Source organism: Azospirillum oleiclasticum (assembly GCF_013423485.1).
Lineage (GTDB): Bacteria > Pseudomonadota > Alphaproteobacteria > Azospirillales > Azospirillaceae > Azospirillum > Azospirillum oleiclasticum.
In genome coordinates this window covers 1-16,839 of record NZ_JABFFR010000077.1, presented here as the reverse complement: position 1 = coordinate 16,839, position 16,839 = coordinate 1, and the positions used below count along the sequence as shown (strand labels likewise).

At 67.3% G+C, this 16,839-nt stretch carries 10 protein-coding genes and 2 pseudogenes; 6 read left to right on the top strand and 6 right to left on the bottom strand.

Annotated features, from left to right (window positions below):
• Window positions 1–254: 254 nt before the first annotated feature.
• Together HL658_RS36050 and HL658_RS36045 are read left to right on the top strand one after the other, a co-directional pair.
• Window positions 255–1,742: a SulP family inorganic anion transporter gene (locus tag HL658_RS36050; RefSeq protein ID WP_180286913.1), complete on the top strand. Its 1,488-nt coding sequence runs from the start codon at window positions 255–257 to the stop codon at window positions 1,740–1,742.
• 13 nt (window positions 1,743–1,755) lie between these two features.
• Window positions 1,756–2,610 (top strand): universal stress protein, encoded by an 855-nt coding sequence (locus HL658_RS36045; protein ID WP_180286914.1) that lies wholly within the window; start codon window positions 1,756–1,758, stop codon window positions 2,608–2,610.
• 72 nt (window positions 2,611–2,682) lie between these two features.
• Here HL658_RS36045 and HL658_RS36040 read toward each other — a convergent pair whose 3' ends face one another.
• A complete protein-coding gene (locus HL658_RS36040; RefSeq protein ID WP_180286915.1) occupies window positions 2,683–3,294 on the bottom strand; it encodes a recombinase family protein in 612 nt (203 codons plus the stop codon).
• Window positions 3,295–3,390: 96 nt separating this feature from the next.
• On the opposite strand from HL658_RS36040, the pseudogene HL658_RS36035 reads away from it, so the two are divergent.
• A pseudogene (locus HL658_RS36035) lies at window positions 3,391–6,072 on the top strand (Tn3 family transposase); the annotation flags it as partial.
• A 456-nt stretch (window positions 6,073–6,528) separates the two neighbouring features.
• A pseudogene (locus tag HL658_RS37575) lies at window positions 6,529–6,749 on the top strand (IS630 family transposase); the annotation flags it as partial.
• A gap of 100 nt (window positions 6,750–6,849) precedes the next feature.
• On the opposite strand, the gene HL658_RS36030 reads toward HL658_RS37575, so the two are convergent.
• The 5 genes from HL658_RS36030 to HL658_RS36010 form a co-directional block, all read right to left on the bottom strand.
• On the bottom strand, window positions 6,850–7,725 hold the full coding sequence (locus HL658_RS36030; RefSeq protein WP_343055440.1) for a replication protein RepA: 876 nt from the start codon (window positions 7,723–7,725) through the stop codon (window positions 6,850–6,852).
• A 344-nt stretch (window positions 7,726–8,069) separates the two neighbouring features.
• Window positions 8,070–8,351, bottom strand: coding sequence for a ribbon-helix-helix protein (locus tag HL658_RS36025; RefSeq protein WP_180286917.1), 282 nt, complete (start codon window positions 8,349–8,351; stop codon window positions 8,070–8,072).
• A gap of 72 nt (window positions 8,352–8,423) precedes the next feature.
• Window positions 8,424–9,083: a ParA family protein gene (locus tag HL658_RS36020; protein ID WP_180286918.1), complete on the bottom strand. Its 660-nt coding sequence runs from the start codon at window positions 9,081–9,083 to the stop codon at window positions 8,424–8,426.
• A gap of 596 nt (window positions 9,084–9,679) precedes the next feature.
• Window positions 9,680–10,321 carry a tyrosine-type recombinase/integrase gene (locus HL658_RS36015; RefSeq protein ID WP_180286919.1) on the bottom strand — a complete coding sequence of 214 codons (642 nt, stop codon included), beginning with the start codon at window positions 10,319–10,321 and terminating at the stop codon, window positions 9,680–9,682.
• A gap of 135 nt (window positions 10,322–10,456) precedes the next feature.
• Complete coding sequence (locus tag HL658_RS36010) at window positions 10,457–10,828, bottom strand: recombinase family protein (RefSeq protein ID WP_180286920.1); 372 nt, start codon at window positions 10,826–10,828, stop codon at window positions 10,457–10,459.
• Between the two features lie 124 nt (window positions 10,829–10,952).
• Between HL658_RS36010 and HL658_RS37925 the strand changes: the two genes are divergently transcribed.
• Window positions 10,953–13,502: a beta strand repeat-containing protein gene (locus tag HL658_RS37925; RefSeq protein WP_180286921.1), complete on the top strand. Its 2,550-nt coding sequence runs from the start codon at window positions 10,953–10,955 to the stop codon at window positions 13,500–13,502.
• Between the two features lie 45 nt (window positions 13,503–13,547).
• Window positions 13,548–16,839 (top strand): Ig-like domain-containing protein (locus HL658_RS35995; protein ID WP_211109937.1); only part of this gene is annotated, 3,292 nt, incomplete at its 3' end.

Here is a 16,839-nt window from a genome sequence, read left to right as displayed (position 1 = left end):
TACAAAACCCGGACACTTCACATGCTAGCGACAGCCTTTCATGTCCCTGGTTGTCCCGATCAGCGTGATCTGGTAGGGAAAGTGCATGCTGCACCGCAATACGCCGCCTTGACCGATCCGCTTTAGTGTCCTCCGACCCCGCTGGGTCGCCTGGGGACGATCGTCATGTGGCGGGCGTTGCGCCCTCACACATCCTGCCGTGATGCCGGCTGGCTTCTTTGGAGCCGCCGCGCTCCTCCCTTTCTGCGAGCTTCATGACATTCAATTTGCAACGACTCCGTACGGAGTGGTTCGGCAACGTGCGCGGTGACGTGCTTGCCGGACTGGTCGTCGCCCTGGCCCTCATTCCGGAGGCCATCGCTTTTTCCATCATCGCGGGGGTCGATCCCAAAGTCGGGCTGTACGCCTCCTTCTCCATCGCCGTGATCATCGCGATCGTCGGTGGCCGACCGGGAATGATCTCCGCCGCGACCGCGGCCACTGCGGTCCTGATGATCACGCTGGTGAAGGAGCATGGCCTGCAATACCTGCTGGCCGCGACCGTGCTGGCCGGCGTGCTACAGATCGGCTGCGGCCTGTTGCGGCTGGGCGTCCTCATGCGCTTCGTGTCGAAATCGGTCATGACCGGCTTCGTCAACGCCTTGGCCATCCTGATCTTCCTGGCTCAGCTGCCGGAACTCACCGGCGTCATCTGGCTCACCTACGCAATGGTCGCCGGCGGCCTCGCCATCATTTATCTGGTGCCACGGGTGACGCGCGCGGTCCCGTCGCCGCTGGTGTGCATCCTGGTGTTGACCGCGCTGTCGGTCACGTTCGGCCTCGATGTGCGCACCGTGGGTGACATGGGCGAGTTGCCCTCTACCCTGCCGGTCTTCTTGCTGCCCCAGGTGCCGCTGATCCTCGAGACGCTGTGGATCGTCCTGCCCTATTCCGCCGGGATCGCGGTGGTCGGGTTGCTTGAATCTCTGATGACGGCGGCCATCGTCGATGATCTGACCGATACCGGCAGCGACAAGAACCGCGAGTGCATCGGACAGGGCATCGCCAACGTCGCGACCGGCTTCATCGGCGGCATGGCCGGCTGCGCGATGATCGGCCAGTCGGTGATTAATGTGAAGTCGGGCGGCCGGGGGCGGCTCTCCACCTTCTGCGCCGGCGTCTTCCTGCTGTTCCTGATCGTCGTGCTGGGTGACTGGGTGCGCCTCATTCCCATGCCGGCGCTGGTGGCCATCATGATCATGGTGTCGATCGGCACCTTCAGCTGGGTTTCGCTGAAGAACCTGCGGACGCACCCGCTCAGTTCCAGCATCGTCATGATGGCAACCGTCGTCGGGGTGGTGGCGACGCACAATCTCGCCATCGGCGTCCTGATCGGCGTCCTGCTGTCCGGCCTGTTCTTCGCCGGCAAGGTGGCCCAACTGTTCCGCGTCACCTCCTCCCTGTCGGATGACGGCACCGCACGCACCTACACCGTCGAGGGCCAGCTGTTCTTTGCCTCGGCCGAGAGCTTCACCGCCGCCTTCGACTTCCGGGAGGCGCTGGAGACGGTCACCATCGACGTTAGCCGTGCCCACATCTGGGACATCTCCAGCGTCTCCGCGCTCGACATGGTGGTGCTGAAGTTCCGCCGGGAAGGGGCCGAGGTCGAGATCATCGGCCTGAACCACGCCAGCGAAACCATCGTGGACAAGCTGGCGATTCACGACAAGCCGGGCGCCATGGAACGCCTGCCGGCCCATTGAGGGAGGATGCGCAATGACATGTCTGCTGACACTGGTGGACGGCTCAGCCTACACGCCGAGCGTTTGTGACCATGCCGCCTGGGCCGCCAAGCGGCTGAGCCTTCCGGCGGAGCTGGTCCATGCCCTGGGCCACCGGGAGGAGCCCGCCGCGCCCTCCGACTTCACCGGCAGCCTCGATGCCGATGCACAGGATCGGCTGCTTGCCGAACTGGCGGAACTGGATGCGCGGAAGGCGAAGCTGGAGCACCAGCGCGGCCGGCTGGTTCTGGACAGTGCCAAGGTGCGCCTGGAACAGGCCGGCGTTGCCCATGTGGCGCCCCGGCTGCGCAACGGCGACGTGCTGGAGGCCGTTCAGGATCTGGGAGGCAAAGCCGCCCTGATCGTGATCGGCAAGCGCGGCGAGGCGGCCGACTTCGCCACGCTGCATCTGGGTTCGAACCTGGAGCGGGTGGTCCGCGCGACCAGCCGGCCGGTGCTGGTTGCCTCTCGTGCTTTCCAGCCGGTGACGCGATTCCTGATCGCCTTCGACGGCGGTCCCAGCGCCATCAAGGCGGTGGAGGAGATTGCCGGAGGGCCGTTGCTGCGCGACCTTCCCGGCCAGTTGCTGATGGCCGGAACGCCAGCACCGGCCGCCCGCGACCGGCTTGACCAGGCAATGGAGCGCCTGCGCGGCGCCGGTTTTGCCGTGGAGGCCAGGGTGGAGGCCAAGCCGCCGGAAGAGGTTATCGCACAGGCGATGGATCACAATCCCGCCGGGCTTCTGATCATGGGTGCCTATGGTCATTCCCGAATCCGCAGCCTGATCATCGGCAGCACGACCACCGCGATGATCCGCTCCGTCAAAGCTCCGGTCCTGCTGTTCCGCTGAGACGGGGGTGACGGATCTCGGTGCGCAATGCCACATGCCGCAAGCGTCCCGCGCCGACATCGCCGCCTGCGTTCAGGCCGCAACTCCGTTCCGTGCGCGTTTCACGATTGCGGCGACGGTGTTCTTGCTGAGGCCCAGCTCCCGTCCGATCAGGCGGTAGCTGCGGCCCTCGTCCACCAACACCAGAACTTTGGGCGCCAGCCGGTCCGACTTTGGCCGTTGTCCGGGCTGCCGGCCGAGTTTCTTACCACGGGCCTTGGCGGCGGCGAGGCCGGATCGGACCCGTTCGCGCAGCAGGTCACGTTCGAACTCGGCTATGCCGGCGAGCACGGTGGCCATCATACGGCCGGCGGCGCTCGCCAAGTCGAAGGTCATGCCGCTCAGCGCGATCACCGACACCCGCCGAGCTTCCAACTCGCGCAAGGTTTCCAGCAGGTCGAGGGTGCCGCGGCCCCAGCGCGACAGTTCCGTCACCAGGACGACGTCGATGTGCCGGGCCTGGGCGAGGGCCATGACCTTGCGGCGTTCGATGCGGTCGAGCTTCACCCCGGACCCGGTCTCCTTGAAGATGCCCGCCACTTCGTACCCGGCACGAGCGGCGAAGGCGAGGAGGTCGCGCTCCTGGCGCGCACAGGACTGGTCGGCGGTGGACACCCGGCAATAGAGCGCGGCGCGCTGTCCCATTTGAACCTTCCCGGATCGATGGCCGGCAAACCCGCGTCCCGGCTAGGCTCGCCACCATCCAAAACAGACTATACTCCAACTGGGACAGCTTCCTCCATGCCGCGCCGCCGCGCCCTCTGCGAATCCCAACTCGACGCCCTGCTCGCCCTGCCCACCGCCGATGTCGACCTGATCCGTCACTACACGCTCGGTCCCGACGACCTCGCGATCGTGGCCCGTCGTCGGCGCCCTCACAACCGGCTTGGCTTCGCGCTTCAGCTCTGTGCCCTGCGGTATCCCGGCCGACTGATCCGGCCGGGCGAGGTGATCCCGCTGGAGGTCGTCGCGTTCGTGGCGGACCAGCTGGACCTCGACCCCGAGGGTCTGGCCGGCTACGCGGATCGCGCGCCGACCCGTTACGATCACCTTGACGCTTTGCGCGACGCCTACGGTTTGCGAACCTTCGCCCAGCCCGACCATCGGGAACTGTCGGCGTGGCTGGCCCCCATCGCGATGACGACGGTCAGCGGCGTGACGGTCGCCGAGGCGCTGATGGGCGAGTTGCGGCGCCGGGGCGTGGCGGCGCCCGGACCGACCGTCATCGAGCGGCTGGTGGCCACCGCCCTTCTGCAAGCGGAACGCCACGCGGCGGCGGGAGTGAACGCCGCGCTGACGCCGGAACAGCGCACCGCGCTGGACGCCCTGCTGGAAATCCATCCGGGGACCACGGTCAGTTCCCTGGTCTGGGCGCGGCAGTCGCCCGGCGCGCCGGGCCATCGGTCGCTGGCCCGCATGATCGACCAGATCCGACATCTCCGGAGGATCGGGATCCCGCCGGGTGTCGCCGACGGGGTCCATGCCGAGCGGGTAAGCCGGTTCGTCCGGGAGGGGAGCCGGTTGACCGCGCAGCATCTGAGGGCGCTGGCCCCCGCGCGGCGCCGCGCCATCCTCGCGGTGACGGTGAACGACACCATCACCCGCCTCACCGACGAGGCAATCGGCCTGTTCGACCGCCTGATCGGGCGGCTGTTCCGCCGGGCCGAACGGCGCGCGGCTCTCGAACTCCACAACAACGCCCGTGCCATCAACGACAAGCTACGGCTGTTGGCAAAGATCGGCGATGCGCTCATCGCGGCCCACGCGTCCGGCGCCGACGCCTTCGCTGCCGTGGGCGCGGTGATCCCGTGGGACCGTCTCGCCGACATCGTCACCGAAACCAAGAGCCTGACCCGGAACGACGGTCCCGACTACCTGGCGCTCGCCGCGGCGAACCATGCGCTCCTGCGACGGGTGGGGCCGCTGTTCCTGGACGCCTTCGAGTTCCAGGGGGTCGGTGCCGTGTCGGGTCTGCTCCGGGCGCTCACGGCGATGCGCGCCTTCTACGGCGGCCCCCGCCGAGAACTGCCCAAGGACATGTCGACCGCTTTCATCCGACGCGGGTGGCGCGCCGCGGTTCTGCGGGACGGCGCGGTTGACGGCCCTACCTACGAGCTGTGCCTGTTCACGGAGCTTCGGGATCGTCTGCGGGCTGGCGACGTCTGGGTGGTGGGCAGCCGGCAGTACCGTGCCGTCGAGGATCAGCTGATCTCCAAGGCGCTGTTCACCGCAATGCGGGCGGCCGGGCCGCTGCCCGTGGCGACGCCGTTGGAGGCCGCGGGGTATCTTCAGGATCGGCGGGCCGCGCTCGACGCCCGGCTGCGGGACATCGACCTCAAGGCCGGCGGGGATCGGTTGACCGACGTGCGTCTCAATGGCGGCGTGCTGAAGATCACGCCCCACGAAGCGGCAACCCCGGAGGAGGCGGATCGGCTGGCCGACCGGATTTACGCGCTTCTGCCTCGGATTCGGATCACCGACCTCCTGGACGAGGTCGCGGGGTGGACCGGCGCCACCGCGTGCTTCACCCATCTCCGGACCGGCCAGCCGGCCGACGACCGCCGTGTGATCCTGACCGCGGTGCTGGCCGACGCCACCAATCTCGGCCTGACCCGCATGGCCGAGGCATGCGCCATCGCCAGCTACAAGCAACTCGCGTGGGCCGCCGGATGGCACATCGGCGACGACGCCTACGGGCGGGCGCTGGCTCGGATCGTCGCGGCACAGCAGGCCCAGCCCTTGGCCGCCTTCTTCGGCCGCGGGACGGCGTCCAGCTCCGACGGCCAGCATTTCCCCCTCGGCGGACGGGGCGAGGTGAGCGGTGCGGTGAACCCGCACAAGGGCGCGGGTCCGGCCATTTCCTTCTACACGCACGTCTCCGACCGGTACGCGCCCTACCACAGCAAGGTCATCTCCGTCGCGGAGAGCGAGGCGGCGCACATGATCGACGGCCTGCTCTACCACGGTGCCGACGTCAAGGTCGCCGTCCACCATGTCGACGGCGGTGGCGTCTCCGACCACGTATTCGCCCTCTGCCATTTCCTGGGCTTCCGGTTCGCGCCGCGGATCCCCAACCTGCATGATCGGCGTCTCTACGCTTTCGGACCTGCCGCATCCTGGCCGAACCTGGAGCCGTTCATCGCTGGGCGGATCGACGAGGAGCTGATCCGGGCGCATTGGGACGACCTGCTGCGGTTGGCCACCTCGATCCGGACCGGAACGGTGTCCGCGTCCCTCATGCTGAAGCGGCTCGGCTCCTACCCGCGCCAGAACGGGTTGGCCTTGGCATTGCGGGAGGTGGGGCGCATTGAACGGTCGCTGTTCACCCTCGACTGGTTGGACGACCCGGTGCTTCGCCGACAGGCAACCGCCGAACTGAACAAAGGGGAAGCCGACCAGACCGTAGCGGCGATGGCCGTATGCAAGCTCTCCCGCGGCAACCGGCGCGCGGCGGCGTAACGGCCGAAATCCGCCTCATCTTCGAACTTGTGGGCTCGCCGGCTGAGCACGCGGAATCCATTCGATCCGTTGATGCCCGAGGCTGGGACGAGCAGGCCCTGTGCCTCCAACCAGGACCACGCTTCAGCGAAAGCCAAGTGAAATTGGTCCCGGTGGCTGGCGGGATAGCGTGATGATCCGTCATTGCCAAATGCAAACGGCTCTTCTTGAAGGTTGCCACAATGGTGGAGCCCGCGCTTGTCGTGTTCGACGCGTTGACGTAGGAGCAAAAGGATTTTCGCTGCCAGTTCCTCCGGCTCAAGGGCTAGCACGGTCTCCACATCAGGAATCAAGCGCGGCAGTTCGTGCATAAGCTGATGCTCCTTCTAACTCTGATAAGGGGCTTTTATCACACATAAGAGGGGGACGGGCGGCGGCGATGTGGCGGTGGACGAGCGATCGCAGATCCAGGCCCTGGAGCAGCACCCAGCCGGGGCTACCGATGACGCAGGGCGAGTCCGCGACGCAGACCCACGACAACACGCCTCCCGGGACGACCACCCTGTTCGTTGCGCTCAACGTGCTGGGTGCCACCGTGCGCGGCCCGTCACCGGCACCAGGAGTTCAGTCGCTTCCTCAACGCCGTCAACGCGACTGAACCGCAGTTCTCACACAGCGGGACAGAGCGAGGCCCACAAGAGGCCGGCGCCCAAATGTGCGGGTGGACGCTGCAATAGGGCGTCCGGCGATAGGGTTTGGAACTTACCGACACCCCAGCCGGGCCGCTTCCCGTTCCGGGATGGGCGGACGGCTGGGGTGGAGGGTGACGCCGTCCTCGGTCAGGGTGACGTCGGCCTCCGGATAGACCGCCAGGGCGAAATCCAGGGCGCGGCGGAACTCCGGCTTGAACTGCCTCAGCGCCTTGTAGCCGCCGCCGAACTGGGCGAACAGGGCCGGCCAGGATATCCGCACCGGCTGCATCAGCACATGCAGTCGGTAGGCCATCCAGACGTAGAGATCGAACGCCATGCTGCGACCGGCCAGCTCGCGGACGGCCGGCTCCCACACCGGCACTGGGTGCTCGCGCAGCGCCCGGAAGAAAGGTTCAGACAGGCGCACGGTCTCGCGCCACAGCGTGCCCTGCCGGTCATCGTCGCGGAAGCGGATGCCGCTGGCAACGATGGTGGTGTTCTCGAACCCGTCGCTGCCGTCCGTGCCTTCCCAGAAGAAGGTGAGCCGGCAGCGCGAAATCCGCTCTGCCTGGCTGCGCACCTCGGTGTAGGTGCGGCCGCCGGCGGAGATGCCCATGCGCTCCAGCCAGGCGTTCATGCTGCGCCCCAGCTCGACCTCCGGGCTGTTCTCGGCGATGGCGCGGGTCTGGAGGTAGAGCAGGATCAGGCGGGCTTTGGGACCGTAGGGCACGCCGACTAGTTCGTACTCGTCCTCTCCCGCCGCGACGTGGCGGCGGCGCACCCGACCGGGCTCGACCAGCAGCGAGACGCGACCGTTGACGCTGGACCGGCTCCAGTGCTGCTCGTCTGGCAGTCGGCGGTGCGGCAAGGCGGTCAGACAGAAGCCCGAATAGGTGATGCCGATCCCCTGGCTTTCCTCTTCTAGGATGCGGGCGGCTACGTCCACGATTGGTGCTCGGTCGGCTTCGACCATGAGCCGCGCGTCTAGCCGGCCGTGTGCGCGGACCAAGTGATGGATGGCAGCCATCCCGCTCGTCCTTTCATCAGGGTGTGTCGAGTGAAGCAACCGGCCGCGGCTTTGTCCATTTGGAACTTACCGACACAAGCTATTCGAAGGATATTTGATCCTCTTATTTGTATGTGTCGGGAAGTTCCAGGGGATAAGTACGAGTCGCGTCGGGAAGTCCCAAAGATGTGTCGGGAAGTTCCAAACCGCGGCTGTGGGCAAACGACGCGCATCGGCCTGGTGCCGGGTGTCGGGAAGTTCCAAACCGGCCCCGACTCGCGGTCCTACCCTTCCCGCTTCTCAAGGGCGTCGAACGCCTTCTCCAGCAGCTCGGACAGGCTCATGTCGTTGGCGGCGGCGTAGACCCGGAAGCGCCGGCGAAACTCGGGCGAGACGCGGAAGTTCAGCGGTTCGGTGCGGTCCGACTTCTCGGTGGCCTTGGCTGGCGCCGGTGCGGCCGGTGCGTCAGCCTCGGCGCGGGGCGGCACGCCGGCGGTGGCGGAAGCGGTGCCCTTCCTGGCCATGAGGCCGGCGGACAGGGGAGCGGCCGGGGGTTGCTTGGCCATGGGTCACCTTTCGTGCTGGCGTGTTCGCGTGGTTGCTAGATGCCGTGCATGCGGATATGCACGCAATGCAGCTCAGTCTAAAATCGTCTTTACCCGCTTACGGGCTTTCGTGTTTCCGTGCAAACGTGCTTTCACGAAATCCCACAGGGCGGCGGCCTCCTTCGCTGCCGGCCCTTTGGGGGCCAGTTCCTGCACGGTGCGGCCGTCAGTCATGCTGGCCGCATAGTCCACCCGGTCCACGATGATGGCGGGGGCGACCACCCCGTGTTCGGACAGGGCGGCGATCGCCTGAGTGGTCAGCTTCGCGTTCGTCTTGGCCATAGTGACTACGAAGCCGAAGGGGCGGCCACCAGCCTCCACCAGCTCCACCGTGCGGCCGACGGCGCGCAGGTCATGTGGGCTCGGCTTCACCGGGATCAGGACGAAGGAGCCAAGCGCCACCACCTCGCGGATATGCTCGGTCGCCGACGGCGGCGTGTCGATCACCGCCAGCTTCACGCCGGCCGCGGCGAGCCTCTCCAGATCGCCGGCCAGCGAGGCCAGGGTGGTGGAGGCGAAGGCCGGCGTCTCGGCTGCCCGCACATTCCACCATTCGGCCAGCGACGCCTGCGGGTCGGCGTCGATCAGCACTGCGGGCCCATCGCCCGCCACCTCCGCCGCGACCGCCAGATGCGCGGCCAGCGTGGTTTTGCCGACGCCGCCCTTGGCGCTGGCAAGCACGATGATGTGCATGTGTGCTCCCGTGCTTTTCCGCCATGCACGCATATATGCATGTTAGCTGACGTGTATAAATGATATCGTGTTTGCACGCAAGCACGATTGAAAGACATTGAAGCCCAGCGACCCCGCTCTCAAAGGAGACCATGTAGAACCCCTGGGTGATCAGGCGGGGTTCGCCGTGGTGGGCGCTGTGGTGTCGTTGGCGGCTGACCGGCGAGGCATGGTGAAGTCCGTTTCGCGGGGGGCGTTCCCGAAGCTACAGCCCCTCGCCCCGCATAGCTCCCCGAACCACCCAGAGGTTCTGCATGGTCTCCTCGACGGGACGGTGCCGCATACGTCCTCGGCAACCGCGTCGATCTGAGCGCCGCCGGTCGGGCAAAGCTGCTGGCCTGGCAAAATGGAGGCGGGCCCGTGCGAAGCTGACGTGTCCGTCGAGCCTCGGTGTTCCTCGCGCTCGGCTGCCGTCACGCAGTTCATCTTGGGCCCCGACGTCCGCGGTGCGCGTGTCCCAGCGCGCCGAGCGACCACGCCGGCGGAGAGCTGGCGTGTACGCGCATCGAAGACGCGCTCCGGTTCGTGCGGCGGAGCTGGCCCTCCCGCACGGCGCGTCAGAGCAGGTCGGCGGCGGGGTTCTGGTGGACGGCGCCGGCCTGGAAGTAGCGGGCGGCGACGCGGTGGCTCTTGTGCCCGGAGAGCTGCATCAGCAGGTCGAGCGGGATGCCCTCGCGCCCGCCGGTGGTCAGGAAGCCCGAGCGCAGCGAGTGGGCGGCGTAGGCGGTGGGGTCGAGGCCGGCGGCCGCGGCGGCGCGCTTCACCGCCTCGGCCACCACCCGCCCGTCGAGGGGCTTGGCGCCGCCGTCGGGCCCGCGGCGCCGCACCACCCGGCCCCGCCGCGACAGCTCGCGGAACAGCGGGCCCTCGGTGATCCCCTGCTCGGCGAGCAGCCGCAGCCAGCGGCGCAGCGCGTCGGCGGCTGCGCGCTTGACCGGCACGTCCGTCCCCTCGCCCTCCTGGTCGGTCTTCGAGCGGCGGACGCGCAGCGTGTAGTCGCGTCCGGCCGGGGTGACGTCGGTGAGGCGCAGCGCCACGAGCTCGGAGCGCCGGCGGCCGCCGCTGGCGAAGGCGACGGCGAGGATGGCGCGGTCGCGCACACCGCGGGCGTCGTCGGGCAGCGCGTCGAGCATCGGGCCGAGGGCCTCGTCGCGGGTGGCGGCGCGCTTCGCCCGGGGCGCGACACCGCGCGCGGCCATGGCGCGGCGCGCCTGACGCAGGACGTCGGCGACGCGGCGCCATTGCTCGTGGGCGGCCGCGGCGGCCTCCTGGGCGAAGGCGGTGCGGATGGTGAGGTCCGAGTAGCAGCGGAACAGAAAACCGACATAGGCCGATCAGGAACCGCGGGCGGGCTCCTCGTGGGGCTGGGTCTGAAATGCCCGGTACAACGTCGACGCGGGGACATTGAGAATTCGGGCCGCCTCGCGGGGAGACCGCCCTTCATCGACCAGACGCCGGGCGAGAGCGATCTGTTCGGTCGTCAGCTTCGGCGGCCGGCCAAAACGCACGCCGCGCGCCCTGGCCGCCACGCGGCCCGTTCCGGTTCGCTCGGCGATCAGGGTGCGCTCGAACTCGGCAATGCCGGCGAACACGGTCAGGACCATGCGGCCGGCCGGCGAGGTGGTGTCAGCCCACGGTTCCGCGAGTGAGCGGAGCCCCGCACCAACCTCTTGAAGCCGCTCCGCAACATCGAGCAGATCGTTCATGATCGAATGGATTGCTTCAGTATATAGAAAAGCACGCTATGATAGTTATATCAATGAATTAAGTGCGCATTAGTAAACCAACTATGATAGTAATTATCTTTCTATTTTTGTTGCGGAGCGAATGATGAGCACGATAGAGGGAACGTCATACGGCGATATTCTCGTCGGCGGTGTGGACGCCGACCTGCTGCTCGGCCTTGAAGGGAACGATACACTCGTCGGCGGCGACGCATCGGCCACGGTCGGCGATACGCTGGTGGGCGGTTCCGACAACGATGTTTACGTGATCTTCAACCCGCTCGACCTTGTGGTCGAGAACGTGGCCGAGGGGTGGGACGAGATCCGCACCATTCTGGCAATCCACACCGCGACGGATGGAGTCGAAGGGCTGACATTCGTTGGCAGCGGAAGTTTCAGCGGCACGGGCAACGCACTCGACAACGTGATTGTCGGTGGTGTCGGATCGGACAGTCTGGCGGGTCTGGGCGGTGACGATACGCTCGACGGCGGTGTCGGAAACGACACCTTGGTCGGCAGTATCGGCGACGATACCTACATCGTCGACTCCACGGCCGACGTTCTCGTCGAACTGTCCGACGAGGGGACTGACACCGTTCGCAGCGCGCTGTCCTGGACGCTTCAGGCGAATTTCGAAAATCTCGTCCTGACCGGGAGCGCCGTGACGGGCACCGGCAACGGCGCCGACAACGTCATCACCGGAAACTCGGCTGCCAACGTTCTGGTCGGACTCGGCGGCAACGACACCCTGGACGGCGGGAGCGGCGCCGACGTGCTCGTCGGCGGGCTGGGCGATGACACCTACATCGTGGACAACGCGGCCGACCTGGTGGTGGAGGCCGGCGGCGAGGGCACGGACAGCGTCCACAGCACGATCTCCTGGACGCTGGGCGCCAATCTGGAGCGGCTGTACCTGCTCGGGTCGGCGTCGATCAACGGCACCGGCAACGCTGCGGATAACCTGATCGTCGGCAACACCGGAAACAACACGCTCGACGGCGGTCTCGGCGACGACACGCTGATCGGCGGAGCGGGCAACGACACCTACATCGTCGACAGCCTGGGCGACGTGGTGATCGAGGCGTCCGGAGAGGGGTCGGACGAGGTGCGCACGGCGCTGGCGTCCTACACGCTGGCCGCCAATCTCGAGCGCCTGTTCTTCACCGGGTCCGGCAATTTCGCCGGCACCGGCAACGAGTCGGCGAACACGTTGACCGGCCAGTCCGGCGACGACACGTTGAGCGGCCTCGACGGCAACGACGTGCTGGAGGGTCGGGGTGGAGCGGACCGGCTGGACGGCGGGCTCGGCAACGACACGGCCAGCTACGCGTCGTCCCTGTCGGGCGTCGCCGTCGATCTCGGTGCCGGCACAGCGGCCGGCGGAGACGCGGCGGGCGATGTTCTGATCAGCATCGAGAACCTGACCGGCGGCAACGGCGCCGACACGTTGACCGGCGACGCCGGGGCGAACGTGCTGACCGGCAACGCCGGCGACGACAGCCTGATCGGCGGTGACGGCGACGACACGCTGATCGGCGGCGCGGGAGCCGATGTTCTCAACGGCGGAGCCGGGAGCGACACCGCCAGCTATGCCACCACCGGGGTGCCGGTGACGGTGGACTTGGCGGCCGGGACGGGCACGGCGGGCGATGCGGCCGGAGACATCGTGATCGGTGTGGAGAACCTGACCGGCGGTTCCGGCGCCGATATCCTGTATGGAGACGGTGCCGGGAACCGGATCGACGGCGGCGGTGGCAACGACACGCTGCTTGGCCGTGGCGGCAACGACACCCTGATCGGCGGCAGCGGGACCGACACCGCCCTCTATCTGGGCTCCGCGCGCGACTATGTGGCGACGCGCACCAGCTCCGGTTGGACCATCGCCGCGCCTGCGGCGACCGGTGAGGGCACCGACACGTTGACCGGCATCGAGTATGCCCAATTCGCCGACATGCTCGTCCATCTCGACAGCAACAACGCGCCGGTCGTCCCGGGTGGCATCGGCGCGTCGACGAACGAGGACGCGTTGCCGCTGCTGGTGGATTTGCTGCAGGGTGTCTGGGACTTCGAAGGCGACGCGTTGTCGGTGACGGGTCTGAAGCAGACCGGCGGCCCGTCCGCCTCGACCGCGCTGATCAGCGGGGGCCTGTTGTTGAATCCCTCGCAGTTCAATTATCTGGCCGCCGGCGAATCCGCGGTTCTGGATTTTGCGTTTCAAGTCACCGACGGCACCGCCTCCGTCGCCCGCACGCTCACCGTGACGGTTGCCGGCGTCAACGACGCGCCGGTTGTCGCAAGTCCGCTCACCGTTGTCACCACCGAGGATTCCATCCCTCTGCACCTTGATCTGCTGGGCGGGGTGACGGATCCCGATGCGAGCGACACGCTGTCGGTTTCCGCCGTCGCCCAGACCGGCGGGCGCGCCGTGTCCATCACCCAAAGCGGCAACGCCTTCACGCTCGATCCGGGGCAGTTCACGGACCTCGCGGTCGGCGAGAGCGAAACGATCTCCTTCGCCTACTCCATCACGGACGGCGCAGCCTCCGTCGGTCGCACGATGGAGATCACCGTCAACGGTCTGAACGACGCGCCCACCGTGGGCAACGACGCGTTCACCACCGGCTACGCGACACCCCTGACCATCCCGCGCGCGTAGCTGCTGGCCAACGATCACGACATCGACGGTTCGTCCGTCTCGTTCGTGTCCTTCGGCAGCGTGGCGAACGGCATCGTCCGGCTCGATAAGAACGGCGACCTTGTGTTCGTGCCGGAATCCGGTTTCACCGGAACCGCCAGCTTCCAGTACACGGTGGCCGACCCGGAAGGGGCCACGGCGACGGGAACCGTGACGGTGACTGTGGGCGCGCAGCCGCCGGCAACCTCGTCGACAACGCTCGTCGCCAGCGCCGAGCAGGCGGTCAGCGATACGGCCATCGGCAGCCACTCCGCAATCGCGCGATTCAGCGACGGCGGCTACGTGGTCGTCTGGGGTGGACAGACCGGCAACGGCGACTGGGATATCTATGCCAAGCGTTACAACACCGATGGTCAAGCCCTGGCCAGCAGCATCCTGGTCAACACCACGACGACCGGAAACCAGTACAACGCCGTGGTGACGACTCTGGCAGATGGCGGTTTCGTGGTTGCCTGGAGCGGGCCGGAGGGTGACAGCACCGGTGTCTTCGCGCAGCGTTACGACGCCGCGGGACAGGCGGCCGGCGGCCAGTTCCAGGTCAACACCACCACCCCGAACAGCCAGGTGCCCTATTCGATCCTTGGCCTGTCCGATGGCGGCTTCGCCGTCTCCTGGGCGTCCATGGGGCAGGACGGCGACGGCAGCTGGGCCGCGATCGGCCGGATCTTCAACGCGGACGGCACGGCTCGCACGGGCGAGACGCTCTTGAACCAGACCGTGTCGTGGGATCAGTCGATGCCGGTCCTGGTCGAGGCCTCCCCCTCCGAGATCATGGCCGTCTGGTCGTCGCGGGGGCAGGACGGCGACGGATTCGGCGGGATCATGGCCCGGCGGTTCAGTTCGACCACCGGAATCGCCACCACCGATGAGCTTCCCCAGATCAATGCCTATGGCATCAGCGACCAGTACCGTCCAAGGGCGATCCAGCTCGATGACGGCACCTATGTGGTCGCATGGCGCTCCCTGGGCCAGGATGGCAGCAGCTGGGGGGTCTTCGGGCGGCATCTCGACGCCGACGGAATTCCGGTCGGCAGTGATTTCAGCATCAACAACAACCAGTACCTCAGCCAGTACGAGGTCAGCCTCGCGGCGCTCGATGACGGCGGATTCGTGGCTGTCTGGGAAGGTGAAGGGCAGGACGGCAGCGGATTCGGCGTCTTCGCCCAGCGGTTCGACGCGGCCATGGGACGGGTCGGCGAGGAATTCGTGGTGGCCGAATCCCTGCAGGGAAATCAATCGGCACCACAGGTCGCCGCCGGTGAGAATGGCTCCTTCACCGTGTCCTGGCACAGCAGCCATACCGGCAGCCCCGGCATCTACAGCCGGAGCTTCACGCGGGACCATGATCTCGCCCCGGTCGTGGTTGCCAATGATGTGTCGCTTGCCGCCAACTCCGGCACGGGCACCCCGGTCAACGTGGTGTCCGCCAGCACCCTGTTCGCGGTCGGGCATCCGCAGGGAAGCGACGAGGTGCGTGCGGGGCTCGGGACACTGAGCCGTTACCGGTTCAGCGACCAGACCAGCAGCGCGTCGAGCGGCTATTTGACGGTCAACGGCGCGGGGATGCCCGCACTCCATACGGTCGAGATTCTGGCGGAACATCTGGGTGATGTGGGTTTCGCCGCCGGCAGCGCCGGGACGGTCGATACGATCCTGGTCAGTGGTTTCGACGGCGTCCGGTGGAGCGATTGGGAAAGCGTGACGGTGACGTCGCTGGCCACCACCGGCCTGTCCGGGACGCCGGTCGCCAGCCGCGAAATCCAGGTCAACAGCGCGGTGGGTGGCGGTACCCCGTCTATGGTGCGGCTTGCCGATGGCGGCTACGTCGTCACCTGGCACGTCACCGGACCGTCCGCCAGCGATCCCGACATCTACGCGCGCCGATACGACGCGTCCGGCCGTCCGGTCGGTGGCGAGATCCGCGTCAACACGGTCACGTCTAACGTGCAGGCCAGCCCGGTCGTCGGCGCGCTGGAGGACGGTGGTTTCGTGATCGCCTGGAACAGTTCGGACGGCAGCTCCCGGAACGTCATGGCCCAGCGTTTCGACCGTGCGGGGCAGGCTGTCGGCACGGAGTTCGGCGTCAATCAGACCATCCCGTCCGATCAGGTGGTCCATTCGATCACCGGGCTCGGCAACGGAGGATTCGTTGTCGGGTGGAGCGGTCTGGCGCAGGATGGTGACGGCAGCTGGGCAAGTCTCGGCCGCGTCTATGACGCCGCGGGGCATGCGGCCACCGGTGAGTTCGTGTTGAACGCATACACCAGTTGGGACCAGAGCCGCCCAACGGCGGTCCAGATCTCCGACACGGAATTCCTCGCCACCTGGACGTCCCGTGGGCAGGACGGTAGCGGGCACGGCGGCATCATGGTCCGGCGTTTCGACATCGCGACCGGTGCGGCCGTCGGGGGCGAGGTCCAGGTCAACACGACGACCGTCGGTGACCAGTTCCGCTCGGACATCGTGGCGCTGACCGACCAGACCTATGTCGTCGTGTGGAATTCGATGAGCCAGGACGGCAGCGGTTGGGGCACCTACGGGCAACGCATCTCCTCCAATGGTTCGATGATCGGCACCGAGTTCCAGATCAACACGGCAACCGCGTCGGACCAGAACAACGTCCGCATCGCCGCGCTCGAGGATGGCGGCTTTGTGGCGGTGTGGGACTCTCTGAACCAGGATGGATCGGGAAGCGGCATCTACGGGCAGCGTTTCACCGTCGCCGCCGGTGCAACCACGCCCCAGGTGTCCGGTGGGGAGTTCCTGGTCGCGGAGGTCATGGCCGGCGATCAGACCCTTCCGGCGGTGGTGAGCCGACCAGACGGTGGATTCACCGTGACGTGGCAAAGCACCGTCACCGGCAGCCCCCAGCTCGAGAGCCGAACCTTCGCCAACGCGGCATCGCCGCTATGGGTCGCGGGTACGACAAGCAACGACACGCTGACGGGTCAGCTTGGGAACGACACGCTGGTCGGCGGGCTGGGGAACGATACGCTGGCCGGTGGTGTCGGCGCAGACTCCTTCCGCTACGAAGGCTCGACGGATGGGTGGGACACCATCACCGACTTCCAGTCCGGGACTGATCGGATCGAGGTGGTGGGCGCGGCTTTCGGCGGCCTTGCCGAAGGCGCGCTCGATCCCGGCCGTTTCGCGCTCAACACCGCGGCGGACGCCGACGACCGCTTCGTCTTCAACACATCGACGCGCATCCTTTACTACGATTCCAATGGCAGCGCATCCGGTGGAACCGTCTCTCTGGCCTACCTGACCGCGGGCACGATCACCGCGGCGGACATCC